22 protein-coding genes are annotated in these 24852 nt (G+C 60.6%); 9 read left to right on the top strand and 13 right to left on the bottom strand.

The annotated features are described in order from the left end of the window. Window positions 1-85: 85 nt before the first annotated feature. The 10 genes from CRN80_RS15850 to CRN80_RS15805 all read right to left on the bottom strand — a co-directional run bounded on the left by CRN80_RS15850 (window position 86) and on the right by CRN80_RS15805 (window position 11308). Complete coding sequence (locus CRN80_RS15850; protein ID WP_032895574.1) at window positions 86-931, bottom strand: D-hexose-6-phosphate mutarotase; 846 nt, start codon at window positions 929-931, stop codon at window positions 86-88. 98 nt (window positions 932-1029) lie between these two features. Beyond that, on the bottom strand, window positions 1030-2376 hold the full coding sequence (locus tag CRN80_RS15845) for a carbohydrate porin (protein ID WP_003193760.1): 1347 nt from the start codon (window positions 2374-2376) through the stop codon (window positions 1030-1032). Between the two features lie 85 nt (window positions 2377-2461). After that, a complete protein-coding gene (locus CRN80_RS15840) occupies window positions 2462-3622 on the bottom strand; it encodes an ABC transporter ATP-binding protein (RefSeq protein ID WP_044267736.1) in 1161 nt (386 codons plus the stop codon). A 2-nt stretch (window positions 3623-3624) separates the two neighbouring features. Beyond that, a complete protein-coding gene (locus CRN80_RS15835; RefSeq protein WP_003193763.1) occupies window positions 3625-4470 on the bottom strand; it encodes a carbohydrate ABC transporter permease in 846 nt (281 codons plus the stop codon). Next, a complete protein-coding gene (locus CRN80_RS15830; RefSeq protein WP_003193765.1) occupies window positions 4463-5371 on the bottom strand; it encodes a carbohydrate ABC transporter permease in 909 nt (302 codons plus the stop codon). The genes CRN80_RS15835 and CRN80_RS15830 overlap by 8 nt, the downstream gene beginning before the upstream one ends. 156 nt (window positions 5372-5527) lie before the next feature. Beyond that, entirely contained in the window at window positions 5528-6814 is a 1287-nt protein-coding gene (locus CRN80_RS15825; RefSeq protein WP_003193767.1) for an ABC transporter substrate-binding protein, read from the bottom strand. Between the two features lie 104 nt (window positions 6815-6918). After that, on the bottom strand, window positions 6919-8178 hold the full coding sequence (locus CRN80_RS15820; RefSeq protein ID WP_098950528.1) for an AGE family epimerase/isomerase: 1260 nt from the start codon (window positions 8176-8178) through the stop codon (window positions 6919-6921). Between the two features lie 233 nt (window positions 8179-8411). Further along, a complete protein-coding gene (locus CRN80_RS15815) occupies window positions 8412-9236 on the bottom strand; it encodes an ATPase (RefSeq protein ID WP_098950527.1) in 825 nt (274 codons plus the stop codon). Between the two features lie 127 nt (window positions 9237-9363). Further along, window positions 9364-10362 carry an NAD(P)-dependent oxidoreductase gene (locus tag CRN80_RS15810; protein WP_098950526.1) on the bottom strand — a complete coding sequence of 333 codons (999 nt, stop codon included), beginning with the start codon at window positions 10360-10362 and terminating at the stop codon, window positions 9364-9366. 52 nt (window positions 10363-10414) lie between these two features. Beyond that, window positions 10415-11308: a LysR family transcriptional regulator ArgP gene (locus CRN80_RS15805; protein ID WP_003193773.1), complete on the bottom strand. Its 894-nt coding sequence runs from the start codon at window positions 11306-11308 to the stop codon at window positions 10415-10417. A 100-nt stretch (window positions 11309-11408) separates the two neighbouring features. Here CRN80_RS15805 and CRN80_RS15800 point away from each other — a divergent pair, with 100 nt between their 5' ends. From CRN80_RS15800 to CRN80_RS15775, 6 genes are all read left to right on the top strand, one after another. Next, complete coding sequence (locus CRN80_RS15800) at window positions 11409-12008, top strand: LysE/ArgO family amino acid transporter (protein WP_032895568.1); 600 nt, start codon at window positions 11409-11411, stop codon at window positions 12006-12008. Between the two features lie 178 nt (window positions 12009-12186). Further along, entirely contained in the window at window positions 12187-12783 is a 597-nt protein-coding gene (locus tag CRN80_RS15795; RefSeq protein ID WP_032895567.1) for a superoxide dismutase, read from the top strand. Window positions 12784-12933: 150 nt separating this feature from the next. After that, window positions 12934-13110: a hypothetical protein gene (locus CRN80_RS31235; RefSeq protein ID WP_156995569.1), complete on the top strand. Its 177-nt coding sequence runs from the start codon at window positions 12934-12936 to the stop codon at window positions 13108-13110. Between the two features lie 237 nt (window positions 13111-13347). After that, window positions 13348-15399, top strand: coding sequence for a bifunctional diguanylate cyclase/phosphodiesterase (locus CRN80_RS15785; RefSeq protein WP_098950525.1), 2052 nt, complete (start codon window positions 13348-13350; stop codon window positions 15397-15399). A gap of 126 nt (window positions 15400-15525) precedes the next feature. Continuing rightward, entirely contained in the window at window positions 15526-16863 is a 1338-nt protein-coding gene (locus tag CRN80_RS15780; protein WP_032895564.1) for an imelysin family protein, read from the top strand. Between the two features lie 877 nt (window positions 16864-17740). Beyond that, a complete protein-coding gene (locus CRN80_RS15775) occupies window positions 17741-19195 on the top strand; it encodes a TrkH family potassium uptake protein (RefSeq protein ID WP_003193780.1) in 1455 nt (484 codons plus the stop codon). On the opposite strand, the gene CRN80_RS15770 is transcribed toward CRN80_RS15775, so the two are convergent. Next, window positions 19152-20210, bottom strand: coding sequence for an AraC family transcriptional regulator (locus CRN80_RS15770; RefSeq protein ID WP_032895563.1), 1059 nt, complete (start codon window positions 20208-20210; stop codon window positions 19152-19154). The genes CRN80_RS15775 and CRN80_RS15770 overlap by 44 nt on opposite strands. A 160-nt stretch (window positions 20211-20370) precedes the next feature. Between CRN80_RS15770 and CRN80_RS15765 the strand changes: the two genes are divergently transcribed. From CRN80_RS15765 to CRN80_RS15755, 3 genes are all read left to right on the top strand, one after another. Further along, window positions 20371-20682 (top strand): DUF962 domain-containing protein, encoded by a 312-nt coding sequence (locus tag CRN80_RS15765; protein ID WP_034128574.1) that lies wholly within the window; start codon window positions 20371-20373, stop codon window positions 20680-20682. Window positions 20683-21134: 452 nt separating this feature from the next. Further along, complete coding sequence (locus CRN80_RS15760) at window positions 21135-21317, top strand: hypothetical protein (protein ID WP_032895562.1); 183 nt, start codon at window positions 21135-21137, stop codon at window positions 21315-21317. 103 nt (window positions 21318-21420) lie between these two features. Then, window positions 21421-22617 (top strand): MFS transporter, encoded by a 1197-nt coding sequence (locus CRN80_RS15755; protein ID WP_032895561.1) that lies wholly within the window; start codon window positions 21421-21423, stop codon window positions 22615-22617. Here CRN80_RS15755 and arfB read toward each other — a convergent pair. Together arfB and CRN80_RS15745 are read right to left on the bottom strand one after the other, a co-directional pair. Continuing rightward, window positions 22614-23027, bottom strand: coding sequence for an alternative ribosome rescue aminoacyl-tRNA hydrolase ArfB (gene arfB, locus CRN80_RS15750; RefSeq protein WP_032895560.1), 414 nt, complete (start codon window positions 23025-23027; stop codon window positions 22614-22616). The two genes, CRN80_RS15755 and arfB, sit on opposite strands and share 4 nt — an antisense overlap. Before the next feature lie 204 nt (window positions 23028-23231). Then, window positions 23232-24650 (bottom strand): amino acid permease, encoded by a 1419-nt coding sequence (locus CRN80_RS15745; protein ID WP_098950524.1) that lies wholly within the window; start codon window positions 24648-24650, stop codon window positions 23232-23234. Window positions 24651-24852: the final 202 nt, after the last annotated feature.

The following is a 24852-nucleotide window of genomic DNA, read 5'->3' as shown; positions in this document are numbered from 1 at the left end:
CTCCCACACTCGACTGCATTCCATAAGTGGAACTCGGTCTAATGTGGGAGCGGGCTTGCTCGCGAAGGGGCCATCAGCTACACCACTAAACTGCCGCCCGCGCCTGCAAACTCAAATGCGCCCTCTCCCCCGGCGCCAGGCTCGCCGCCGCCATCGCCGCCTCCACGCACACAAACCCCGACGCTTCGTTAAAGCTCACACCCAATAACGGCCGGCTCCCCGGGTGCCACACCACGGTGTCGGCAGTATCGCCCGTGTCGATGCACAGTTCGCGCTGCCAGGCGTGGTCCTTGAGCTGCAATTCACCCTCATGCTGGAACACCCGCTGGCATCCACCATCGACCCGCAATTCACCTTCCTGCTGGCAAACCTGGCGATTGAGCTGGTCATAACCTTGCGCCCCTTCGAGCCCAGACAGCGCTACCTCATCAACGTGACCAATACGCCAGTAAGCGTGCAATGCATGGCTCAACTGGCACGGCAGCTCGTCGTGATGCTCGGTACTCAGGCGCAGTTCCAAGGTGTCGCCCAGGTGCGCGTGCAAGTCCACCTGCCAGTCGCACAGTTGCAATTGCCAGTGCAGGCGCACGCCGTCGTCATCAGTGCTGCTGTCGAGCAGTTTCCAGTCGATCAAGCGGGCCCAACCGTGGGAAGGCCAGGCGTTTTCGCTGGGGTGGCGGCCATACCACGGCCAGCACACCGGCACGCCGCCACGAATGGCGCCGACCTGCGGCCACTTGGCTGCGCACCACAGCCAGGGCTTCTGGCCGGTGGGCTGAAAATGCAACAGTTGCGCACCCTGGCGACTGAACACCGCCTGGCACAGCGGATGGTCGATTACCAACACATCACGCATCTGAAAGCGCTCCCAAGCGAACACCGGACGCTCGCGCAGGGATTTGAAAAAGCGTTGCAGCGGTTGCTCGTGCATGTGCCCAGGTCCCGAATATCACAGTGCCACGCAAAAAAAAGCGGATAGCCATGGCTACCCGCAAATGCGCACAGAGAGAGGAGCTTATCGCAACAGCGTTAGAACGTAGACTGAATTTTCAGGCCCGCGACCAGCGCGTTGTCGACTTTATCCACGCCGCCAGGCTGAACAACGTACTGCAGGTTCGGACGCACAGTCAGCCAGTTGGTGACGTGGAAACCGTAGTTGAGTTCGACGTTGTATTCAGTCTCACGAATCGGCGTGTACAGCGGATTGTCGTAGTCGCTCACGCCCCTGGCGTCGTTGAGCAGCTCAGAGTTCTTCTTCACATCATTGTTGACATGCAGGCGAGCGACGCCAATGCCGACGTCATCTTTTGGACGCGCGTCGAATGGGCCTTTGTACACCAGCATCAACGACTGGTAGTTGTCGACTAGGTTGGTTTCCTTGTCGTGGAACGTCGCGTTGGCAGCGATGTTCAGACCACGGGAAGCGTCGCCGTTATGGGTGGTGAGTTGCTGTTGCGCAACGAACCAGTAACCTTTCTTGCTGCTGCGGGTACGGAAGTCGGCGCCGCTGAGGACCGCATCGTTACCGTTGACGTCTTCACGTACATCCGGAGCATCGGCCGCACTTTTATAGAAGCCCACACGGTATTCGCCCGGCAGGTTATTAACCTTCGGCGACCAGACCAATTCCACCGGGATCACGGTGCCCTTGGTACCGCTACCGCTGAGTTTGAAGCCGTTGCCATGCTCCAACTGCGACGGGTTCTGGTTGTAGGCACCGATCTGCGCATACAGCTCAGGCGTGATGTTGTACTTCACGCGGATAGCGGCCTGGGCGACCGGCCAGTTGTACCAGGTATTGACGTAGTTACCGACCTGGGAGCCGCAGAACGACAGGTTCTGGAAGTCGCAAGGGAAGGTGTTGAAGTCTTCGCCTTCACCGAAGTAACCGAGCTTCACGTCCAACTTGTTGTCGAACATCTGGTGCTGAATCCAGAACTGGGTCAGACGCACCATGTGGCCACGGCCATACACTTCTTGCGAGGAGCTCAAGGTGCCGGCACGCGGGTCGCCAATGCGGTCATTGGAGATGTTCTGGCCATTCCGGTTGGTCAACTGGATCTTGGCCTGGGTGTTATCCCAGCCCCACAGTTTTTGCAGGTCCAGTGCCACGCCCAGACCGAACTGGTCGGAGTAACGACCGGTCTTGTCGTCGTTGTAGCCGCCGTGGGCGTTGTAGCCCATCTCGCCCACGTAGTCGGCCTTGATGTCGATACCTTGCTCGATCAGCTTGGTACGCTCGCCGCCCCAATCGCCGGTCATCCACTTGGAATCGGCGCTGAATGCATCGGCCGCCATCGCATTGGCGGACAATACAAGGGCTGCTGCCGCTGACAGTTGGCAGATCAGCCGGGTGTTGTTGTGTTGCTTTTTCATCCCTACATCCTCGTCTTTATTGTTATTAAACTGTTTTTATCTAACGCGGGTTACATTTTTTAACTAAAACAATCACTTATCTTGCTTAACGGCCCTTGAACTGGGTCACATTGTCGGCATGCCCCTGTGCCGGCAATGAAGCCGCTGTGCCCAATCGCTCACCGGTCTTGGCGTCAAACAGCAATACCTTGGCCGGGTCGAACTGCAAGGTCAGGGTCTCGCCCACTTGCGGTGCCACGTCCGGCGCCAAACGGCAGCAGACCTTGGTGTCGTTGAGCTGCACAAACACCAGGGTGTCCGGGCCGGTCGGCTCGGTTACCTGCACTTCGGCACGAATGCTCGACGAGCCATTACCCTCGCCCGCTGCCAGCACGATCTGCTCCGGGCGCAGGCCCAGGATCACATCGCGGTCTTCCAGCCCGGCGTCATTCATGCCCAGCGCCAACTCGCAACGGGCCTGGCCGCTGTCGAGCACCGCCACCAAATCACCGTTCTGGCGTTTTAGGCGCATGGGAACGAAGTTCATCGGTGGTGAACCGATAAAGCTTGCCACAAACAGGTTGGCAGGGTCGTTGTAAATTTCCTTCGGCGTGCCGAATTGCTGGATGATTCCGTCCTTCATCACCGCCACTTTGTCGCCCAGGGTCATCGCTTCGATCTGGTCGTGGGTCACGTAGACGGTGGTGGTTTTAAGACGCTGGTGCATCAGCTTCATTTCGGTACGCATCTCGACGCGCAGCTTGGCGTCAAGGTTGGACAGTGGTTCGTCGAACAGGTAGATCTTCGGCCGACGCGCCAAGGCACGGCCCATGGCCACACGCTGTTGCTGGCCACCGGACAACTGGCCCGGCTTGCGGTTGAGCAAGTGCTCGATTTGCAGCAGCTTGGCCACGCGCGCCACTTCAGCGTCGATGTCGGCTTGGGGCATCTTGCGGATCTTGAGGCCGAACTCGATGTTCTCGCGCACGCTCATGGTTGGGTACAACGCGTAGGACTGGAACACCATGGCGATGTCACGGTCCTTGGGGCTCATGCCGCTCACGTCTTGATCACCGATCATGATCGCGCCGCCAGTGATGGTCTCAAGGCCGGCGATGCAGTTCATCAGCGTGGATTTACCACAACCCGACGGGCCGACCAGGATGAGGAACTCGCCTTCCTTGATCGACAGTTCGATGTTCTTCAAGGTGTCGGGCAGGCCGGCGCCATAGGTCTTGTTTACATTGCGAAGTTCAAGCGTAGCCATGATTACCCCTTGACCGCGCCGGCCGTGAGGCCGCGCACGAAATACTTGCCTGCGATCACATAGACCAGCAGGGTCGGCAGCCCGGCGATCATCGCCGCCGCCATATCCACGTTATATTCCTTGGCCCCGGTGCTGGTGTTGACCAGGTTGTTCAGCGCCACCGTGATGGGCTGGGAGTCGCCGCTGGAGAACACCACACCGAACAGGAAGTCGTTCCAGATCTGGGTGAACTGCCAGATCAGGCAGACCATGATGATCGGCGTCGACATCGGCAGGATGATCCGGCGGAAGATGGTGAAGAACCCCGCTCCGTCCAGGCGTGCGGCCTTGATCAGCGCATCCGGGATGCTCACGTAGTAGTTACGGAAGAACAGCGTGGTGAACGCCAGGCCGTAGACCACGTGGATAAACACCAGGCCGGTGGTGGTGCTGGCCAGGCCCATCTTGCCGAGGGTGAACGACGCGGGCAGCAGCACGGTCTGGAACGGCAGGAAGCAGCCGAACAGCAGCAGGCCGAAGAACAACTGCGAACCGCGAAAGCGCCAGAACGACAGCACGTAGCCGTTCAAGGCGCCAATGGCGGTAGAGATCAGCACAGCAGGAACGGTGATCTTGATCGAGTTCCAGAAGTAGCCATCCACAGTGGCCCAGGCCTTGACCCAGCCGATGCCGCTGACCACGGTGGGCCAGCTCAGCAGGTTACCGGTGCTGATGTCTTCCGGGGTCTTGAAGCTGGTGAGCAACATCACCACCAGCGGCACCAGGTACAGCAGCACCGCCAGGATCAGCACCGCGTAGATCGCGATGCGGCTCAGGCTGATGGCAGGTTTGGCGGCGAGACTAGTCATTGCGCTTGGTCCTCAGCTCGGAATACAGGTACGGCACGATGATCGCGAGGATCGCACCGAGCATCAGGATTGCACTGGCCGAGCCCATGCCCATCTGGCCGCGACTGAAGGTGAACGAGTACATGAACATCGCCGGCAGGTCGGAGGAGTAGCCCGGGCCGCCTGCGGTCATTGCCGCCACCAGGTCGAAGCTCTTGATCGCAATGTGCGCCAGGATCATCACTGCACTGAAGAACACCGGACGCAGGCTGGGCAGCACCACGCTCCAGTAGATACGCGGCAGGCTTGCGCCGTCGATCTGCGCAGCACGAATGATCGATTGATCAACGCCGCGCAGGCCAGCGAGGAACATCGCCATGATAAAGCCGGAGGCTTGCCACACAGCGGCGATCACCAGGCAGTAGACCACGCGGTCCGGGTCGATCAGCCAATCGAGACGAAAGCCTTCCCAGCCCCAGTCCCGCAGGAGTTTGTCCAGGCCCATGCCCGGGTTGAGCAGCCATTTCCAGGCGGTACCGGTGACGATCATGGAGAGCGCCATCGGGTACAGGTAAATGGTGCGGATAAAGCCTTCGCGGCGGATTTTCTGGTCGAGGAAAATCGCCAGCAGCACACCGATCACCAGGGTGATGCCGATGAACATGCCGCCGAACACGGCCAGGTTCTTGCTCGCCACCCACCAGCGGTCGTTGTCGAACAGCCGCTGATACTGCGCCAGGCCCGCCCATTTGTAGCTGGGCAGGAAGGTCGAGGTGGTGAACGACAGCACGAACGTCCACAGGATGTAGCCATAAAAGCCCACCAGCACGATGAACATGCTCGGCGCCAGCACCAGTTTAGGGAGCCAGCGCTGCAGCACATCGAATGGCGAGGCCTTGCTGAACACAGCAACAGAACTCATGGGAAAATCCAGTACAGGGAAAAAGGACTAGCAGCTGAACCGAACCCTGTAGGAGCGAGCTTGCTCGCGAAGGACTTCAACGATAACGCGTGCATACAGGATGAACGCGGTGACCTTGAGTTTTTCGCGAGCAAGCTCGCTCCTACAGTGGCTGTGTTACTTGGCCGATTTGATCGCCGCGCCAAGCTTCTTGGCCGTGTCGGCCGGGTCGGCTTTCGGGTCGTTGATGAAGTTGGTCACGACATCAAAGAACGCACCCTGCACCGCCAGGGTCGTGGCCATGTTGTGGGCCATGCTTGGCTGCAGGCCACCGGTCTTGGCGTCGGCCAAAAAGTCCTTGGCGGCGGTCTGGGCGCAGGAGTCAAAACCGTAGGACTCCATCTTGGTCAGCATGTCGTTACGCACAGGGATCGAACCCTTGTTGATGCTGAACACCTTCTGGAAGTTTTCACCCAGCACGACTTTGGCGATGTCCTGCTGGCCCGCAGCAGTGCCTTTGTCTTTCTGCTTGAACACCGCCAGGGAGTCGATGTTGTAGGTGAAGGCTTTATCGGTGCCCGGGAACGCTACGCACTCATAATCCTTGCCGGCGACTTTCTTGGCGGCGGTCCATTCGGACTTGGCCCAGTCACCCATGATCTGCATGCCGGCCTTGCCGTTGATGACCTTGCCAGCTTCCAGGTTCCAGTCCTGGCCCTTGCCGTCGACGTCCATGTAGGTCGCGACTTTCTTCAGCTCGGTGAGGGCCTTGACCATCTCTGGGCCAGTCAGGGCGCCGTTATCAAGGTCGACCAGGGCTTTCTTGTAACCATCAGCACCCATGACCGAGAGCACCACAGCTTCGAACACGGTGCTGTCCTGCCAAGGCTGGCCGCCGTGGGCGAGCGCAATGAAGCCTGCAGCCTTGAGCTTGTCGCCCGCTGCGTAGAATTCTTCGAGGGTGGTTGGGTTCTTGGTGATGCCGGCTTTCTTGAAGACTTCCGGGTTGATCCACAGCCAGTTCACGCGGTGGATGTTCACCGGCACGGCGACGTAGTCACCGTCGTATTTCACGGTGTCGGAGACTTTCTTGTCGAGCAGCGAATCCCACTTTTCTTCTTTGGCGACGTCTTTGAGCACGTCGGTGTCGAGCAGGCCAGTCGACGCCCATTCCTGGATGTCGGGGCCTTTGATCTGGGCAACGCCTGGTGGGTTGCCGGCGACCGCGCGGCTTTTGAGCACGGTCATGGCAGTGGCGCCACCGCCGCCTGCTACAGCACCGTCTTTCCAGGTGAAGCCGTCTTTCTCAACTTGGGCCTTCAGGACATCCACAGCCGCTTTTTCACCGCCGGAGGTCCACCAATGCACCACTTCCACCGTACCTTTGGAGTCGGCGGCAAATGCACTGAGGGGGAACAACGAGGCAATGGAAATAGCGACGGCGAGGCGATTAATCGCGTTCATCTGAGTACCTTTTCTTGTTGTTATGCATGCAAGTCTAGAGCTTGCGCTGCACGGAGTTTAAACATGGATTTTCAGGGCGCAGGTAACAAAGGGACGCACAAATGTCACCACTTGGTGACATAGCATCCGCTGCCCAATGCGCTGGCCAAACTGGGTGCCAAGGGCAGTGCAGGCAGCACAACCGCTTGCCAGGCATGGTACAGGTCAGGTTTGCCGCCCCAGATTTTACTGCTGGGTTGGTTGTGCGGGCTGAGTTCGTGGTGCCAACTGCCCTGGAGCCGGTCGATGAAGTGGGTTTCGCAAAATTCCCAGAAGCGTCGGTACCAGGTTTCGTAATGCAGTTCGCCGGTACGTTTGAGCAGCGCCTGAGCGGCGGCGCTGGCTTCAGCATGGGTCCAGTGCAGGCGCTCGCGTACCACCGGGCGCTGGTTCCAATCCAAAGTGTAGACAAGGCCCGGCGCACCATCCACCGCCCAGGCGTACTCGCAGGCACTGGCGAACAGGTCTTTGGCGTCGCTCACCAGCCAGTCTGGCGTGGCCAGCTTAGCCTTGAGGCGCGCAGCTTCCAGGTGCAGCAGCAACCGCGCCCATTCAAAACCATGGCCGGGTGTAATGCCGTAAGGGCGAAAGCCATCGGCGGGGTTGTCTTGGTTGTAACCGAGCAAGGGCTTCCACTGCGCGTCGAAATGCTCGATGACCATGAACTGGTTGCCGGCGGCATGGGTGTGGATCACTCGCTCGACAATGCGCAGCGCGCGGTCCAGCCAGCGTGTATCACCGCTGACATCGGCCAGCGCCAGGAAGGCTTCGGTGGCGTGCATGTTGCTGTTGGCGCCACGATAGGCTTCGACGCCGCTCCAGTCCCGGGCAAAAGATTCGAGCATGACGCCCTCCTCTTCGCTCCAGAAGAACTGGTCGATGATATGGATGGCGTCGTTCATCAATGTTTGTGCACCCGGCGCGCCGGCCACTACGGCAGAGCTGGCCGCGAGGGCCACGAAGGCGTGCAGGTAGGCGGCCTTGCCGGTGTTGCCATCAGCCGCGTGGGGCGCGGCGAACCAGCCACCGTGCTCGCTGTCGCGCAGCGGGCCGCTGAGCGCCGCCACACCGTGCGCCACCAACTCGGCATAACCCGGCAACCCCATGGCATGGGCCATGGCAAAGCTGTGGGTCATGCGCGCAGTGTTCATGGTTTCGGCGCGGACATTGGCCGGCAACTGGCCTTTATCGTCGAGATTGCCGAAACCGTCCGGCAGGCGCGATGCCTTGGCGAACGCCAGCAAGCGCTGGCCTTCGGCGGCGAGCCAGGCGTGATGGGCAGGTGCATTCAGCCAACTGCTGGCAGGCAGTGGATGGGTAGTCATGGGTGGCCCTTATTGTTTTTTTGGGATGACCGGAGTCTAAACAAGGGCGTGGGATGGGCAAGTAACGAAAGGGATGGCAAATGTCACCAAATGGTGACAATCAACACCCTAATCCTAATGTAGGAGCGAGCTTGCTCGCGAAAAGCCAACAAGCGCCGCGCTTATCCAGGAAACCCGCGTGATCGTTAACGTTTTTCGCGAGCAAGCTCGCTCCTACACAAGGCGATTTTCGGTCATTGGCCCAGTGGGGTGGCCGCAGCCGGCGCATTGAGACGCTGATTCAAGTTCTGCACCTGGCTCTGCAAGGTGGTGATATTGCGCGTGGTCTGGATACGGAACACGTCGAATTCCTTGTTGGTCGGTGCGTCGACGTTGGCCGGCTGGTTTTCCTGGGCGCTCTTGAGTACCAGCAGGTCCTGCTCGAGACGGGCGATGGCCGCGCTTGGGTTGCCTTGCTTCTTCAAGGCAGCCACATCGGTGGCCAGGCCCTTGACCTCGGCCTGCGCTGCCGTGAGGCTGGCGACTGCGTCGGTAAGGGCCTGCACCTGGCCTTGCAGCTTGGTGTTGGCCGCTGTCAGTTCGGTGGTGCTGGCACTCATCTGGGCCAGGCGGCTGTCCAGTTCGGTGGCCTGCCCCGCGACGCCCAACTGTTGCTTGCCCTGCTCCTGCAACTGGGCTTCCAGCTGCTTGATCTGCAGTTTCAAGGCTTCGCTGCCGTTGTTCACATTGGCTTCGCTGGCCACGACCTTGCCGGAAATCGCCTGCAGGCGCCCCGCCGCTTCCTCGCTGATGCGGGCAAAACTCTCCTGGGTGGCGACCAACTGCTGGCCCATCAGGGAGATCTGCTGGAAGCTCCACCAGGCCAGGCCCGCGAAGGCGATCAACAGCGCGCCAACCAATGCCCACAACGGCCCAGTGCTGGCGCTCTTGACCTTGACCACGGGCGTCGTTCGCGAACGCACCGACGTCGCGGCGGTCGGCACGAAATCATCGTCATCCCCAAGATCGGCCCGCAGGCTGGGAACGTTGTCGAAGTCGTCTTTAGCATCGTTACGCATGAATCTACCCTGAATCAATGAGATGGCTGGCTGCAAAGCCGAGCGGCAGGAGTATAAACCGCACTCCCGGCGCATGGATCGACTCGGAACCTGGAATTGGGTTCCCGAAGTGTTGCTGCTTATGAGCTTATTGGCGGCCCGGGTCCTGGGCTTTCCACCAGCTGCAGAACTCGTCAAGCGCGGCCCACAGGCTGACCTTGGGCTCGTAGTCGAGATAATGCCTGGCGCGGCTGATGTCGAGGGTGAAATCTTTGTTCATCACCTGCATGCCCAGGCGCGACAATGCCGGCTCAGGCCGCCCCGGCCACATCGCGCAGAAGGCTTCATTCAAGGCTGCCACGCTGTAGGCCACACCGTAGGAGCGGTAACGGGTCACCTGGGGCAATTCCATTTGCCGCATCACGTAGTTCACCACATCCCAGATCGGCACCGGTGCGCCGTTGCTGATGTTGTAGGCTTTGCCCAGGGCCGAGCCGGTGGCGAGTAAACTGCTGAGCAACGCCTCGTTAAGGTTATGCACGCTGGTGAAGTCGACTTTGTTCAAGCCGTCGCCGACGATCGCCAGGCGGTTCTTGCGCTGCATTTTCAGCAGGCGCGGGAAGATGCTCATATCGCCGGCCCCGGTAACAAACCGTGGGCGCAAGGCTATCACTTCCAAGCCGAATTCCTGGGCGCCGAACACCTTCTGCTCGGCCAGGTACTTGGTGGCGGCATAGGGATGCTTGAAACGCTTGGGCACTTGTTCTTCGGTGAGCCCCAGGTGGTCCCTGCCGTCAAAGTAGATCGACGGCGACGACAGGTGCACCAGGCGCCCGACGCGCTGTTTCAGGCAGGCTTCGACGACGTTTTCGGTGACCAGCACGTTGTTTTGGTGGAAGTCCTGATACTTGCCCCACAGCCCGACGGCGCCGGCGCAATGCACCACGGCTTCGACATCGCGGCACAGGTCACGCACCAGGTCGGCGTCATTCAAGTCACCCTGGATAAACTCGGCACCACGCCGTACCAGGTGTTCCACACCCTCGGCGCGCCGCCCGTTGACCCGCACGTCCAGGCCCTGTTCAAGGGCGAAGCGCGCAAAGCGCCCGCCGATGAAGCCGCTTGCGCCGGTGACCAGAATTTTCATGTAGTACTCCGTGTTCTTTCGTTTTTCATCGCTGTTGCCTTGACGCGCGCCATCACTCCAACGGCACCAACCAATGACCACACACATCGGCCAGATGGTCGGTCAACAAGCCCAACAGTTGTCCGCCACTGCGCCAATGATGCCAGTACAGCGGCACATCGATGGGCTTATCTGGCAATAACTCGACCAATACGCCGGTTTCCAACTGGTCGCGCACCTGCAATTCAGGCACCAGCCCCCAGCCCAGGCCGGCTTCCGTCAGGCGGATAAAGCCTTCGGATGACGGGCATAGATGGTGTTCGAAACCACCGTCCACTCCCAGGGATGCCAGGTAGCGGTGCTGCAGGAAATCATCCGGGCCGAACACCAGCGCAGGCGTGCGCGCCAATTGGTCGGCCCGCACGCCCCCAGGAAAATGCCGCGCCAGAAAGGCCGGGCTGGCCAGCGCCCGATAACGCATGGCGCCCAGCAACAGGCTGCGGGCACCGGCCACGGGGCGCTCGCTGGCGCAAATGCAGGCCGCCACTTCACCAGCGCGCATGCGTTTGAGGCCCACGGTCTGGTCTTCGACCACCAGGTCCAGCAGCAAATGCTGTTCGGCGCAGAAGTCGCTGACCGCCTCGGCCCACCAGGTGGCGAGGCTGTCGGCATTCAGGGCAATGCGCAGGCGCTCGGGCATGCCCTCCTCGTCCAGGGCCGGCACCTGGCTTTGCAGGTCACGCTCCAGCAAACGCACCTGCTGCACATGGTTGAGCAGGCGCCGGCCGATATCGGTGGGCGTTGGCGGCGAGGCGCGTATCAACACCGGCTGGCCGATGCGCGCCTCCAATAGCTTGATGCGTTGGGAGATGGCGGACTGCGATAGCCCCAACACTTGGGCACCGCGCTCAAAGCCGGCTTGTTCCACCACCGCCGCCAGGGCGGAAAGCAATTTATAGTCGAACATCAGTTTCTCTAATGAGCGATCAGCAATATTGGTTTTTCTTATACAGCCCCGACCCGCACCATAGCCAGCATCGTTTGAGCATCAACAAGGATCTCCTTCTATGTGGCAAAGCTATATGAACGGTTTGCTGGTGGCCCTCGGGTTGATCATGGCAATCGGCAGCCAAAATGCATTCGTACTCGCGCAAAGCCTGCGCCGCGAACATCACTTACCCGTGGCGGCGCTGTGTGTGATCTGCGACGCACTGCTTGTGGCCGCCGGGGTATTCGGGTTGGCCACCGTGCTGGCGCAAAGCCCGATACTGCTGGCGGTGGCACGCTGGGGCGGCGCTGCGTTCCTGCTGTGGTACGGCGCATGCGCGTTGCGCAGGGCCTGCTCGAAACAGAGCCTGGACCAAAGCGACAGCCTCAAGACGCGCTCATTGCGCGCCGTATTGCTGAGCGCCCTGGCGGTGACCTTGCTCAACCCCCACGTCTACCTGGACACCGTCCTGCTGATCGGCTCCCTGGGCGCGCAACAAACCGAACCGGGTGCCTACGTAGCCGGTGCGGCCAGTGCTTCGTTTCTGTGGTTCGCCACCCTGGCGCTGGGTGCGGCATGGCTGGCACCCTGGCTGGCACGCCCGGCCACCTGGCGCCTGCTGGACCTGCTGGTGGCCGCGATGATGTTCTCGGTGGCCTATCAACTGATCAGCGCCTGAGCAATATTCCAAAACGCGCTGGAACCTCTATCCCACACAGTTGTTGCGTGGTTATGCCGCACCCCCGGTGCTATGATCGGACCCCTGCGCCGCAAAGAGTACAAACTCCCCGGCGCATGTTTGGCCGCCCGTGATCGGCCTTGCGCTCACCGCAACTGACCTGATTAGGAGAATCATCATGGCTTTCGAATTGCCGCCGCTGCCCTACGCACACGATGCCCTGCAGCCGCACATCTCCAAGGAAACCTTGGAATACCACCACGACAAGCACCACAACACCTATGTCGTGAACCTGAACAACCTGGTGCCTGGCACCGAGTTCGAAGGCAAGACCCTGGAAGAGATCGTCAAGTCTTCCTCGGGCGGCATCTTCAACAACGCCGCTCAAGTCTGGAACCACACCTTCTACTGGAACTGCCTGGCGCCAAACGCCGGCGGCCAACCCACCGGCGCGCTTGGCGACGCCATCAACGCTGCGTTCGGTTCGTTCGACAAGTTCAAGGAAGAGTTCACCAAGACTTCGGTCGGCACCTTCGGTTCCGGTTGGGGCTGGTTGGTGAAAAAGGCTGACGGTTCCCTGGCCCTGGCCAGCACCATCGGCGCCGGCAACCCGCTGACCAACGGCGACACCCCGCTGCTGACCTGCGACGTCTGGGAACACGCCTACTACATCGACTACCGCAACGTGCGTCCAAAGTATGTGGAAGCGTTCTGGAACCTGGTCAACTGGAAGTTCGTGGCTGAGCAGTTCGAAGGTAAGGCCTTCACTGCCTAAGTAACGCTTGCAGTAGAAAGAGCCCGGCAATCGCCGGGCTTTTTTATGCGCGCCAGACAGACAGCCCAGAGATACCGGAACTCAACCGTAACAATTGACCACACAACCGTCAGGAGGAATAACCCTCCTGAATGAATGTGGAGAATGACGATGGACCCTATTTCGATGGCAGCAGGCGCAATCCCGATGGTATCGGGCCTTCTCGACAAGGGCCTGGATGTGGCAAAAGGCGCTCTGGACTTGGCGAACAAGCTCGTAGACACGGTCGGCAAGGACGCAAAGGTCGCCGGGGACGCACACCAGTCAGAGGGTAAGTGCAATTATTAAGAGAGTCGTAGAACCGGAAGGCGGATCTGCTCCGCCTTCCCCCCTGCCAAGCCTGCTGCGGACATCCTGTCCTTTTGCCCGCCTGTGAAAGCCCCGCCATAAGTTGTCGCCGCGGCACCTTTATTCAGCAACACCCTCAATTTATCCCAAGCCCCAATGTCCCTTTGACTGCCATCACCAGATTGCCAATACTCATGGCATATTGACGGCCACCCGCATGAGACAAGGAATGCCCCTTTGAAGCTGGAACTCAAGAACAGCTTGTCGGTGAAGTTGCTACGGGTTGTGCTGCTGTCGGCCTTGATCGTGGGTGTGGCGCTGAGCGTGGCGCAGATCGTTTTTGATGCCTACAAGACGCGCCAGGCCGTGGCGGGCGATGCCCAGCGCATCCTCGACATGTTTCGCGACCCCTCGACCCAGGCCGTGTACAGCCTGGATCGCGAGATGGGCATGCAGGTGATCGAAGGCCTGTTCCAGGACGACGCTGTGCGCATGGCCTCTATCGGCCACCCCAACGAGACCATGCTGGCGGAAAAAAGCCGCCCTTTACAGCAGTCCCCCAGCCGCTGGTTGACCGACCTGATTCTTGGCCAGGAACGCTCCTTTACCACTGCGTTGGTGGGCAAGGGCCCCTACAGCGAATATTACGGCGACCTGAGTATCACCCTTGACACCGCCACCTATGGCCGAAGTTTCCTGGTCAGCTCGGTCATCATCTTTATCTCGGGCGTATTGCGCGCCTTGGCCATGGGGCTGGTGCTGTACCTGGTGTATCACTGGATGCTGACCAAGCCGTTGTCGCGGATGATCGAGCACCTGACCTCGATCAACCCGGACCGCCCCAGCGAGCACAAGATCCCTCAGCTCAAGGGCCACGAACGCAACGAACTGGGGCAGTGGATAAACACCGCCAACCAATTGCTCGAATCCATCGAGCGCAATACCCACCTGCGCCACGAGGCCGAATCGAGCCTGTTGCGCATGGCCCAATACGACTTCCTGACCGGCCTTCCGAACCGCCAGAAGTTGCAGGCGCAACTGGACAAGATCCTCACGGACGCTGGCCGCCGGCAACGCCGTGTCGCGGTGTTGTGCGTGGGGCTGGATGACTTCAAGAGCGTCAACGAGCAGTTCACCTACCAGGCCGGCGACAAACTGCTACTGGCCCTGGCCGACCGCCTGCGCGCCCACAGCGGCCGCCTGGGTACGCTCGCCCGCCTGGGCGGCGACCAGTTCGCCCTGGTGCAAGCCGATATCGATCAGCCCTACGAAGCCGCCGAACTGGCGCAAAGTATTCTCGATGACCTGGAGGCTGAATTTGCGCTCGACCATGACCTGATCCGCCTGCGCGCCACCATCGGCATCACGCTGTTTCCGGAGGATGGCGACAGCACCGAGAAGTTGCTGCAAAAAGCCGAGCAGACCATGACCCTGGCCAAGAGCCGCTCGCGCAACCGCTACCAGTTTTATATCGCCAGCGTCGACAGCGAAATGCGCCGGCGCCGTGAACTGGAGAAAGACCTGCGCGATGCCCTGAGCCGTGAGCAGTTGCACCTGGTGTACCAACCGCAAATCAGCTACCGCGACCATCAGGTGGTGGGCGTGGAAGCCCTGCTGCGCTGGCAGCACCCTGAGCACGGGCTGGTACCGCCGGACTTGTTTATCCCGCTGGCGGAACAGAACGGCACCATCATTCCCATTGGCGAATGGGTGTTGGACCAGGCGTGCCGGCAATTGCGCGAATGGCATGACCAGGGCTTCACGGCGCTGCGCATGGCCGTCAACCTGTCCACCGTGCAACTGCACCACACCGAGTTGCCGCGGGTGGTCAACAACCTGATGCAGATCTATCGCCTGCCGCCGCGCAGCCTGGAGCTGGAAGTGACCGAGACCGGCCTGATGGAAGACATCAGCACCGCCGCCCAGCACCTGTTGAGCCTGCGCCGCTCCGGGGCGCTGATCGCCATTGATGACTTCGGCACTGGCTACTCATCCCTGAGTTACCTCAAGAGCCTGCCCCTGGACAAGATCAAGATCGACAAGAGCTTCGTCCAGGACCTGCAGGACGACGACGATGACGCAACCATCGTGCGCGCCATTATCCAACTGGGCAAAAGCCTGGGCATGCAGGTGATTGCCGAAGGGGTGGAGACTGCCGAACAGGAGGCCTACGTCATCTCCGAGGGGTGCCATGAGGGGCAGGGTTATCACTACAGCAAACCGCTGCAGGCCCGGGAGTTGACGGCTTATTTGAAGCAGGCCGAGCGCAATAACGCCGTGAGTCTTTGAATTTACACTTCGATACTCAATATTTCCCGCGTATAAGCCTTTACACAAAATGCAAATCTTTCGCATTATGTCGCAGCGTTTGCGCTCCCCGCGCGCCCTTTCAACAACCGAAGCAGGATGTTCGCCATGATTCGTATGCCCCTGGCCACCGCCAGTCTGCTGGCCATTGCCATTTCTCTCGCCGGTTGCGGCGAAGGTAAAGACAAGGCCGCCGCGCCCCAGGCACCCGCTGCCGCCAGCACTACCGCACCGGCGGCTGCCCCGGCTGGCCAGGTCGACGAAGCGGCCGCCAAGGCCGTGGTCGCGCACTACGCAGACATGGTGTTTGCGGTGTACAGCGATGCCGAATCCACCGCAAAAACCCTGCAGACCGCAATCGACACCTTCCTCGCCAACCCGAACGACGAAACCCTGAAAGCGGCCCGTACCGCCTGGATCGCCGCGCGCGTACCCTACCTGCAGAGCGAAGTATTCCGCTTCGGCAACACCATCATCGACGACTGGGAAGGCCAAGTTAACGCCTGGCCCCTGGACGAAGGCCTGATCGACTACGTCGACAAGTCTTACGAGCACGCACTGGGTAACCCAGGCGCCAACGCCAACATCATCGCCAATAACGAAATCCAGGTGGGCGAAGACAAGGTTGACGTCAAGGACATCACCCCGGAAAAACTCGCCAGCCTCAATGAGCTGGGCGGTTCCGAAGCGAACGTCGCCACCGGCTACCACGCCATCGAATTCCTGCTGTGGGGCCAGGACCTCAACGGCACCGGCCCAGGCGCGGGCAACCGCCCGGCGTCGGACTACATGACCGGTGACGGTGCAACCGGCGGCCACAACGAGCGTCGCCGCACTTACCTGCGTGCGGTCACCCAACTGCTGGTCAGCGACCTGCAGGAAATGGTCGACAACTGGAAGCCCAACGTCGAAGACAACTACCGCGCCACCCTGGAGTCGGAACCTGGCACCGACGGCCTGCGTAAAATGCTGTTCGGCATGGGCAGCCTGTCCCTGGGCGAACTCGCCGGGGAGCGCATGAAAGTGTCCCTGGAAGCCAACTCGCCGGAAGACGAGCAAGACTGCTTCAGCGACAACACCCATTACTCGCACTTCTACGACGCCAAGGGCATCCGTAACGTCTACCTGGGCGAATACACCCGTGTTGACGGCACCAAGCTGACCGGCGCCAGCCTGTCGTCCCTGGTGGCCAAGGCCGACCCGGCAGCCGACGCGGCCCTCAAGGCTGACCTGGCGGCAACCGAAGCGAAGATCCAGGTGATGGTTGACCACGCCAACAACGGCGAGCACTACGACCAATTGATCGCCGCCGACAATGAAAAGGGCAACCAGATCGTACGTGACTCGATCGCCGCCCTGGTCAAGCAGACCGGCTCGATCGAAGCCGCTGCCGGCAAGCTGGGCATCAGCGACCTGAACCCGGACAGTGCTGATCACGAGTTCTGATCAAGCGCAGTTGAAAGAGGCGACCTGCGGGTCGCCTTTTTTATGCGCGCAATAACTGCTGCACCTATCTCTGTGGGAGCTGGCTTGCCTGCGATCCGGACAACTCGGTGATTCAGGCACACCGAGTCGATACCTTCGCAGGCAAGCCACAGTTGACCGCGCCCGGCCACACACTCCACGATGCGAAGCGAGCCGCTCTTGATCTTGATCTGCTTTTGATCTTGATCTTAGGCGCCCCGTCAAACCACGCTGGCCGGAATTCGACAGGGATTTGGGGGGTAAACCGGCAGGGATGCCGGTTTAGCCGCCCCGCGCCATGGATGGCGCGTGGCGGCGGCCCCCCAAATCACTGGCGGATTACGGGCACACCGAGCCTAAGCGAGGTGCCGAGTGGTGGGGCGAGGACCTTTTGGTTACTTTTGGGTCCTTCCAAAAGTGACCCGCTGTCAGAGCGGAACCCTAGGTGGCCGTTACCTAAATAACGGATATGTACCCGGTCCAACTGTGTTGACTGCCAGGCCGCCTTCGCGAGCAAGCCCGCTCCCACAGTTGGATCGTGGGGTGTCAGGTAGATCAGTGTCGGCTGGCAGGCCGTCATCGCAGGCAAGCCAGCTCCCACAGTTGGATCATGGGGGTGTCAGGTAGATAGGCGTCGGCTGGCAGGCCGTCATCGCAGGCAAGCCAGCTCCCACAGTTGGATCGTGGTGTGTCAGGGAGATCTGCGTCGGTTGGTAGTTCGTCACGGGAGCAAGCTCCCTCGCCACAACTTCAGCGTCGCTGCGAAGTTGTGTAGACACCAAGCCACCGCAGCCCTTGGTTTACAAGACCTGCACCGCAGGTAGAATGGCGCCTCTGCCCAATCACCCGAGCGAACTTCATGGCGTTGCCGACCCTGCGTATCATCGGTTTCATCATCGGCATCTTCCTGATCACCCTTGCGGTCGCCATGGTGATCCCGATGGCGACCCTGGTGATCTTCGAACGCACCAGCGACCTGCCCTCGTTCCTGTGGGCCAGCCTGATTACCTTTATCGCCGGGTTGGCGCTGGTCATCCCTGGCCGCCCCGAACATGTGCACCTGCGCCCCAGGGACATGTACCTGCTCACGGTCAGCAGCTGGGTAGTGGTGTGCATCTTTGCCGCCCTGCCCTTTTTGCTGACCCAGCACATCAGCTACACCGACTCGTTCTTTGAAAGCATGTCCGGCATCACCGCCACCGGCTCCACCGTGTTGAGCGGCCTGGACAGCATGTCGCCAGGCATTTTGATGTGGCGCTCGCTGCTGCACTGGCTCGGCGGTATCGGCTTTATCGGCATGGCGGTGGCGATCCTGCCGCTGCTGCGCATTGGTGGCATGCGCCTGTTCCAGACCGAATCTTCGGACCGCTCGGAAAAGGTCATGCCTCGCTCGCATATGGTGGCGCGCTTGATCGTGGCGGCGTATGTGGGCATCACCATCTTCGGTAGCCTGGCCTTCTGGTGGGCCGGAATGGGTGTGTTCGATGCGATCAACCATGCCATGTCGGCGATCTCCACCGGTGGGTTTTCCACTTCGGACGAGTCCCTGGCCCATTGGAAACAACCGGCGGTGCACTGGGTCGCGGTGGTGGTGATGATCCTCGGCAGCTTGCCGTTCGCCCTGTACGTGGCCACCTTGCGCGGCAACCGTCGGGCGCTGATCAAGGACCAGCAAGTGCAAGGCCTGCTCGGCCTGTTGCTGGTGACCTGGCTGGTACTCGGCACCTGGTACTGGTGGACCACCAACCTGCATTGGCTCGATGCCTTGCGCCACGTGGCGCTGAACGTGACGTCGGTGGTGACCACCACCGGCTTTGCACTGGGGGACTACAGCCTGTGGGGCAACTTCTCACTGATGCTGTTTTTCTACCTGGGCTTTATCGGCGGCTGCTCGGGCTCCACCGCGGGCGGTATCAAGATCTTCCGTTTCCAGGTGGCGTACATCCTGCTCAAGGCCAACTTGAATCAGTTGATCCACCCGCGCGCGGTGATCAAGCAGAAGTACAACGGCCATCGCCTCGATGAAGAGATCGTGCGCTCGATTCTGACGTTTTCGTTTTTCTTCGCCATCACCATCTGCATGATCGCCCTGGCCCTGTCACTGCTGGGCGTGGACTGGATGACCGCGTTGACCGGCGCCGCCAGTACCGTATCCGGCGTGGGCCCCGGCTTGGGCGAAACCATCGGCCCGGCCGGCAATTTCGCCACCCTGCCGGATGCCGCCAAGTGGATCCTGTCCCTGGGCATGTTGCTGGGACGCCTGGAGATCATCACCGTGTTTGTGTTGTGCATTCCGGCGTTCTGGCGTCACTGACGCTCGACATTTGCTGCAACCGCGCCCGGTATTCGCCGGGCGTGGCATCGAACCAGCGGCGAAAGGCGCGGAAAAAGTTACTCGGGTCGGCAAACCCCAGCAGGTAGGCGATTTCCAGCAAGGTCATGTTGGGTTGTGCCAGGTACTGCTCGGCCAGTTCGCGCCGGGTGTCATCGAGCAAGGCCTGGAAGCTGGTGCCCTCCTCCTGCAGCCGCCGCTGCAAGGTGCGCTGGGACAGGTGCAACGTCTGGGCCACCGCTTCGCGCTTGGGTTCGCCCTGGGGCAGCAGGCGGCACAGCACCTGACGCGCCTTGTGGGTCACGCGGCTTTCGGAAAAACGCGCCAGGTATTCCCCTGCAAAGCGATCATGCAACAGCGCCATGGCTTCATTGGCTGTGGGCAGCGGCGCCTCCATGTCGGCCTGCTCGAAAATCAACGCGTCATAGGGTGCATTGAATTGCAAAGGCGCGTGGAAGGCGTGTTGGTAGGGCGCCAAGTCCGTCGGCTGGTCGCCTTGCAGCAGCACTTTGCGCGGTTGCAGGGTGCGCCCGGTAAGCCAGCCGCACAGGGCCAAAGCGCTGGCCAGCGAGGCTTCGGCGCTTTGACGGGTGGGCGGCAGGTGATCGCCATGCACTGTCAGAATCAACGCATAGCCTTCGGGTAAAAGTCGGAAACTCAAGTCAGCGCTTTCGGCGATGATGCGCTGGTAGCGCACCAAGCGCATAAAACCTTCGGCCAGGGTGTTGCTGGACATCAACGCATAACCGGCAACATGAAACGAGGCAGGGCGTACCACTTTGCCCATGTTCAGGCCAATCGCCGGGTTGCCCGACACCTCGACCGCACGCTGCCACAGGCGGGTCATGGCGTCTTGCGGGAAGCGCGCATCGGGGTCAGTGAGGGACGCATAATCCAGGCCCAACTGCTTGAACAAGGCCCTGCAATCCAGGCCATCCATTTCCAGCGCCTTGACGATGCCCATCGCCCAGCTTGCAGAAGTTGTTCGTTCGCTCATGGCGTCTTCTTATTGAAAGCAGGCTCAAACGGCAGCCAGGAAGCCAAGGATACTAAAGTGGCATCTATTGTCACTGGCTGTTAGCACTGTTCACTCTAGACTCAAATAAGCTCCCCGCCGCGCACCCGTTGGCGGCACAACAACCAGAGGGCCGGTGACCGTGGAAAACATCAAGAAATTCAACAGTTTTGCCGAGTTCTACCCGTACTACCTGAGCGAACACGGCAACAGCACCTGCCGACGCCTGCACTTTATCGGCACCACCCTGGTAATAGGCATTCTGGCGTACGCCATCGGCAGAGGCTCATTGGTTCTGCTGCTGGCCTTGCCACTCGCGGGCTACAGCTTTGCCTGGATTGGCCACTTCTTCTTCGAAAAGAACCGCCCCGCCACCTTTCAACACCCGTTCTACAGCTTGCTGGGGGATTTTGTGATGTACCGCGACATGATCTTGGGCAAGGTGCCGTTCTAAGACTTGCCCCTTGTAGGAGCGAGCTCGCTCGCGAAGCACCCACAGACACCGCTGGCTACCTGACGCACTGCGTTATCGTTGACGCTTTTCGCGAGCAAGCTCGCTCCTACAGTCTTTTAGGAGAAAAATGGGCGAGACAGTCGAGATAAAAGTCTTTTTGTCATTTACGGTGCTGTATCCTGCCAAGGCTTTTTGAGAGCGCGGAATCACCTGCGATTGAAAAAACAGACCTTGCGAGGAGCGACCACGATGCACGAGATACCTAATCTCCCCTTCCCAAGCCTGCACCCAACTGAGCAGCCAACACCGCAGCAGGCCAGCGACAAGCAGCCTGAGGCCAAAGAAGCAAAACCAGTCGAGCGCGAAAGCCGGGACTGACGCCGTACCAGACCGTGTGGAAAGCGCACCTTTGAGCGCTTTCCACACTGCCTGAATCATCCGAGACCGTCCCTATGACCACTTCCCCTTTCGACACGCCGGACGCCGCTGTACTCGACGCTGCCTTGCAGATGGTCGAAGTCTGGAACCGCCTCAGTGCCGACAAGCAAGCGGCACTGCTCAAGCGCTTTGGCACTCAGGAAAACGCCCTGGCGGCCCTGGTGACCACCCAATTGCTGGCCCCCGCCCAAGCTTGATCGGCTTTAGATCTGACGTTTTACATTTTTGCCGCCCTGCCCGGCCTGCGCGCCGGTATCATTAGCAGCCTATCTTTACCTGCTGCGACAGTGGATCTCTCCCATGCCAGATACCCAGCGCCCCATGGCGGTCACGCTGCAAGTCGTTTCCATCGTGCTGTTTACCTTTATCGGCTACCTGAATATCGGCATCCCCCTGGCCGTATTGCCGGGTTATGTGCATAGCCAACTGGGCTATGGCGCTGTCATCGCCGGGCTGGTGATCAGCGTGCAATACCTGGCAACCCTGCTGAGCCGACCCTATGCCGGCAAGATCATCGACAACCTGGGCAGCAAGCGCGCCGTGCTGATCGGCCTGGTGGGCTGCGGTTTGAGCGGGGTGTTCATGTTGCTGGCGGCGTGGTTTTCCAGCCTGCCGGCCTTCAGCCTCGGCTGCCTGCTGATCGGTCGGCTGGTGCTGGGCAGTGCTGAAAGCCTGGTGGGTTCAGGCGCGATTGGCTGGGGTATCGGCCGTGTCGGCGCGGCGAACACGGCCAAGGTTATTTCCTGGAACGGCATCGCCAGCTACGGCGCGCTGGCGGTCGGTGCGCCGTTGGGGGTGCTGCTGGTCAGCCAGTTGGGGCTGTGGAGCATGGGCGTCAGCATCATTCTATTGGCCGTGCTGGGCGTGCTGTTGGCCTGGAAAAAACAAGCCGCGCCGATTGTACCCGGCGTCCGTTTGCCGTTCATGAATGTGCTGGGCCGCGTGCTGCCCCATGGTTGCGCGCTGGCGCTGGGCTCCATCGGCTTTGGCACCATCGCCACCTTTATCACGCTGTATTACAGCACCCAGCACTGGGATAACGCGGTGTGGGCCTTGAGCCTGTTCGGTGCCAGTTTTATCGGCGCGCGTTTGCTGTTTGGCAATTTGATCAACCGCATTGGCGGGTTTCGCGTCGCCATCGCTTGCCTGTCGGTGGAAGTGCTGGGCCTGCTGTTGCTGTGGCTGGCGCCGGATGCCCAGCTGGCGTTGGCGGGTGCGGCGTTGAGCGGTTTCGGCTTTTCCCTGGTGTTCCCGGCGTTGGGGGTAGAGGCGGTCAACCTGGTGCCGGCTTCCAGCCGTGGCTCGGCGGTGGGCGCCTATTCGCTGTTTATTGATTTGTCCCTGGGCATCACCGGGCCACTGGCGGGCGCCGTGGCGGCAGGCTTTGGCTTTGCCTCGATCTTCCTGTTCGCCGCCCTCGCCGCTTTCGCCGGTTTGCTGCTGAGCGTCTACCTGTACCGCCAGGCGCCCAAGGCCCGGGAAACACGCGACGCCTAGAAGTCGACCTTGCCGCGCCCGGCCTTGATGCTGCCGCGCTTGGTCTTGGACTCCAGGCGGCGTTTCTTCGAGCCCAGGGTAGGCTTGGTCGGACGGCGCTTTTTCTCGACCTTGGTAGCGCTCTGGATCAACTCCACCAGGCGCTCCAGCGCATCGGCGCGGTTCTGCTCCTGGGTGCGATATTGCTGGGCCTTGAGCACCAGCACGCCTTCGCTGGTGATCCGGCTGTCGCGCAACGCCAGCAGGCGCTCCTTGTAGAACTCTGGCAACGACGAGGCCGGAATATCAAACCGCAGGTGCACCGCACTCGACACTTTATTGACGTTCTGCCCACCGGCACCTTGGGCACGAATGGCGGTCAGCTCGATCTCGGCATCGGGCAAGTGTACGTTGTTGGAAATCACCAGCATGGAAAGCGCGAGCCTTGTTAGGAGAGCTTAGAGATACGCCCCCTCAAGCCGAGCGCGGTCAAAAATGTGGGAGCGGGCTTGTGTGGGAGTCGGGCTTGCCCGCGATGCAGGCACCGAGGTGTAACAGGTACACCGCGGTGATGCTATCGCAGGCAAGCCAGCTCCCACACAAGCCCGCTCCCACATTTAGCGCAGTATACGGCCTTACTTCGCCGTCAAGGCTTGGACTGCGACGGACTGCTGCGCCCGCCTGTTCTTGACCCAGTAACAAACGCCCATGAACGCCACCCACACCGGGATCGCGTACACCGAGCGGTCAATGCCTGGAATCATCAACATGGTGCCCAGGATAAACACCACGAACGCTACACAGATGATGTTGCCATACGGGTACCACAGCGCCTTGAACAGCGGCACCTGGCCGATGCGGTTCATGTGCTGGCGGAACTTGAAGTGGGAGAAGCTGATCATCGCCCAGTTGATCACCAACGTGGCCACCACCAGCGACATCAGCAGTTCCAGCGCGTCATGGGGCATCAGGTAGTTCATCAGCACCGCCACCAGGGTGATCGCCGCCGAGGCCAGGATCGAACGCACCGGCACGCCGCGCTTGTCGATCTTCGCCAGCGCCTTGGGCGCGTCGCCCTGCTCGGCCATGCCCAAGAGCATGCGGCTGTTGCAGTAGGTGCCGCTGTTGTACACCGACAGCGCGGCCGTCAGCACCACGAAGTTGAGGATATGCGCGGCCGTGTTACTGCCCAGCATCGAGAACACCTGCACGAACGGGCTACCGCTGTAGGCATCGCCGGAGGCGTTGAGGGTCGCCAAGAGGCTGTCCCATGGTGTGAGCGACAGCAGTACCACCAGGGCACCGATGTAGAAAATCAGGATGCGGTAGATCACCTGATTGATCGCCTTGGGGATCACGGTACGTGGCTGGTCGGCTTCGGCAGCGGTAAAGCCGAGCATTTCCAGGCCGCCGAAGGAGAACATGATGATCGCCATGGCCATCACCAAACCGCCGACGCCATGGGGGAAGAAACCACCATGCTCCCACAGGTTGCTGACCGAGGCTTGCGGGCCGCCGCTGCCGCTGACCAGCAGGTAGCTGCCCAGGGCAATCATGCCGACGATCGCCACCACCTTGATGATGGCGAACCAGAACTCGGCTTCACCGAAGACTTTGACGTTGGCCAGGTTGATCGCGTTGATCAGCACGAAAAACGCCGCCGCCGAAACCCAGGTCGGGATCTCCGGCCACCAGTAGTGCACGTATTTGCCGACGGCCGTCAGCTCCGACATACCCACCAGAATGTACAGAATCCAGCAGTTCCAGCCCGACAAAAAGCCGGCGAAACCGCCCCAGTACTTGTGGGCAAAGTGGCTGAAAGAGCCAGCAACCGGCTCCTCGACAATCATTTCGCCAAGCTGGCGCATGATCATGAAGGCGATAAAGCCGCAGATGGCATAGCCCAGGATCATCGACGGGCCGGCGGATTTGAGCACCCCGGCCGAGCCCAGGAACAGGCCGGTGCCGATGGCGCCACCGAGGGCGATCAACTGGATATGCCGGTTTTTCAGGCCGCGTTTCAGCTCGCCTGAAGAAGAATGGGGTCCACTCATGAAAAGGGTCTCACGCAAGGTTTGAAGAGTTGAATGCAGGTTGCTGCCTTGAATTACCGACTCAAGCAGCGCCGCTCAAACCCCAGCGCAGGCACCAGGAGTACAGCGTCTTTCTAATGGTCATGCGTCACCTGTTTGTTTTTATCTGTGACGAAATCGAACCCGTCCGGCTCGTGGCCAGGCGGAGTGATCAGGGGGATCA

Source organism: Pseudomonas sp. FDAARGOS_380, from assembly GCF_002591235.1.
In the GTDB taxonomy this organism is placed as follows: Bacteria; Pseudomonadota; Gammaproteobacteria; order Pseudomonadales; family Pseudomonadaceae; genus Aquipseudomonas; species Aquipseudomonas salmasensis.
The sequence above is the reverse complement of the archived record's forward strand: the minus strand, read 5'-3'. Positions and strand labels throughout refer to the sequence as shown.

Excerpts from the sequence above, each read along its gene's own strand:
- CRN80_RS15850 (WP_032895574.1), bottom strand. The coding sequence starts at position 931 with ATGCACGAGCAACCGCTGCAACGCTTTTTCAAATCCCTGCGCGAGCGT.
- CRN80_RS15845 (WP_003193760.1), bottom strand. The coding sequence starts at position 2,376 with ATGAAAAAGCAACACAACAACACCCGGCTGATCTGCCAACTGTCAGCG.
- CRN80_RS15840 (WP_044267736.1), bottom strand. The coding sequence starts at position 3,622 with ATGGCTACGCTTGAACTTCGCAATGTAAACAAGACCTATGGCGCCGGC.
- CRN80_RS15835 (WP_003193763.1), bottom strand. The coding sequence starts at position 4,470 with ATGACTAGTCTCGCCGCCAAACCTGCCATCAGCCTGAGCCGCATCGCG.
- CRN80_RS15830 (WP_003193765.1), bottom strand. The coding sequence starts at position 5,371 with ATGAGTTCTGTTGCTGTGTTCAGCAAGGCCTCGCCATTCGATGTGCTG.
- CRN80_RS15825 (WP_003193767.1), bottom strand. The coding sequence starts at position 6,814 with ATGAACGCGATTAATCGCCTCGCCGTCGCTATTTCCATTGCCTCGTTG.
- CRN80_RS15820 (WP_098950528.1), bottom strand. The coding sequence starts at position 8,178 with ATGACTACCCATCCACTGCCTGCCAGCAGTTGGCTGAATGCACCTGCC.
- CRN80_RS15815 (WP_098950527.1), bottom strand. The coding sequence starts at position 9,236 with ATGCGTAACGATGCTAAAGACGACTTCGACAACGTTCCCAGCCTGCGG.
- CRN80_RS15810 (WP_098950526.1), bottom strand. The coding sequence starts at position 10,362 with ATGAAAATTCTGGTCACCGGCGCAAGCGGCTTCATCGGCGGGCGCTTT.
- CRN80_RS15805 (WP_003193773.1), bottom strand. The coding sequence starts at position 11,308 with ATGTTCGACTATAAATTGCTTTCCGCCCTGGCGGCGGTGGTGGAACAA.
- CRN80_RS15800 (WP_032895568.1), top strand. The coding sequence starts at position 11,409 with ATGTGGCAAAGCTATATGAACGGTTTGCTGGTGGCCCTCGGGTTGATC.
- CRN80_RS15795 (WP_032895567.1), top strand. The coding sequence starts at position 12,187 with ATGGCTTTCGAATTGCCGCCGCTGCCCTACGCACACGATGCCCTGCAG.
- CRN80_RS31235 (WP_156995569.1), top strand. The coding sequence starts at position 12,934 with ATGGACCCTATTTCGATGGCAGCAGGCGCAATCCCGATGGTATCGGGC.
- CRN80_RS15780 (WP_032895564.1), top strand. The coding sequence starts at position 15,526 with ATGATTCGTATGCCCCTGGCCACCGCCAGTCTGCTGGCCATTGCCATT.
- CRN80_RS15775 (WP_003193780.1), top strand. The coding sequence starts at position 17,741 with ATGGCGTTGCCGACCCTGCGTATCATCGGTTTCATCATCGGCATCTTC.
- CRN80_RS15770 (WP_032895563.1), bottom strand. The coding sequence starts at position 20,210 with ATGAGCGAACGAACAACTTCTGCAAGCTGGGCGATGGGCATCGTCAAG.
- CRN80_RS15760 (WP_032895562.1), top strand. The coding sequence starts at position 21,135 with ATGACCACTTCCCCTTTCGACACGCCGGACGCCGCTGTACTCGACGCT.
- CRN80_RS15755 (WP_032895561.1), top strand. The coding sequence starts at position 21,421 with ATGCCAGATACCCAGCGCCCCATGGCGGTCACGCTGCAAGTCGTTTCC.
- arfB (WP_032895560.1), bottom strand. The coding sequence starts at position 23,027 with ATGCTGGTGATTTCCAACAACGTACACTTGCCCGATGCCGAGATCGAG.
- CRN80_RS15745 (WP_098950524.1), bottom strand. The coding sequence starts at position 24,650 with ATGAGTGGACCCCATTCTTCTTCAGGCGAGCTGAAACGCGGCCTGAAA.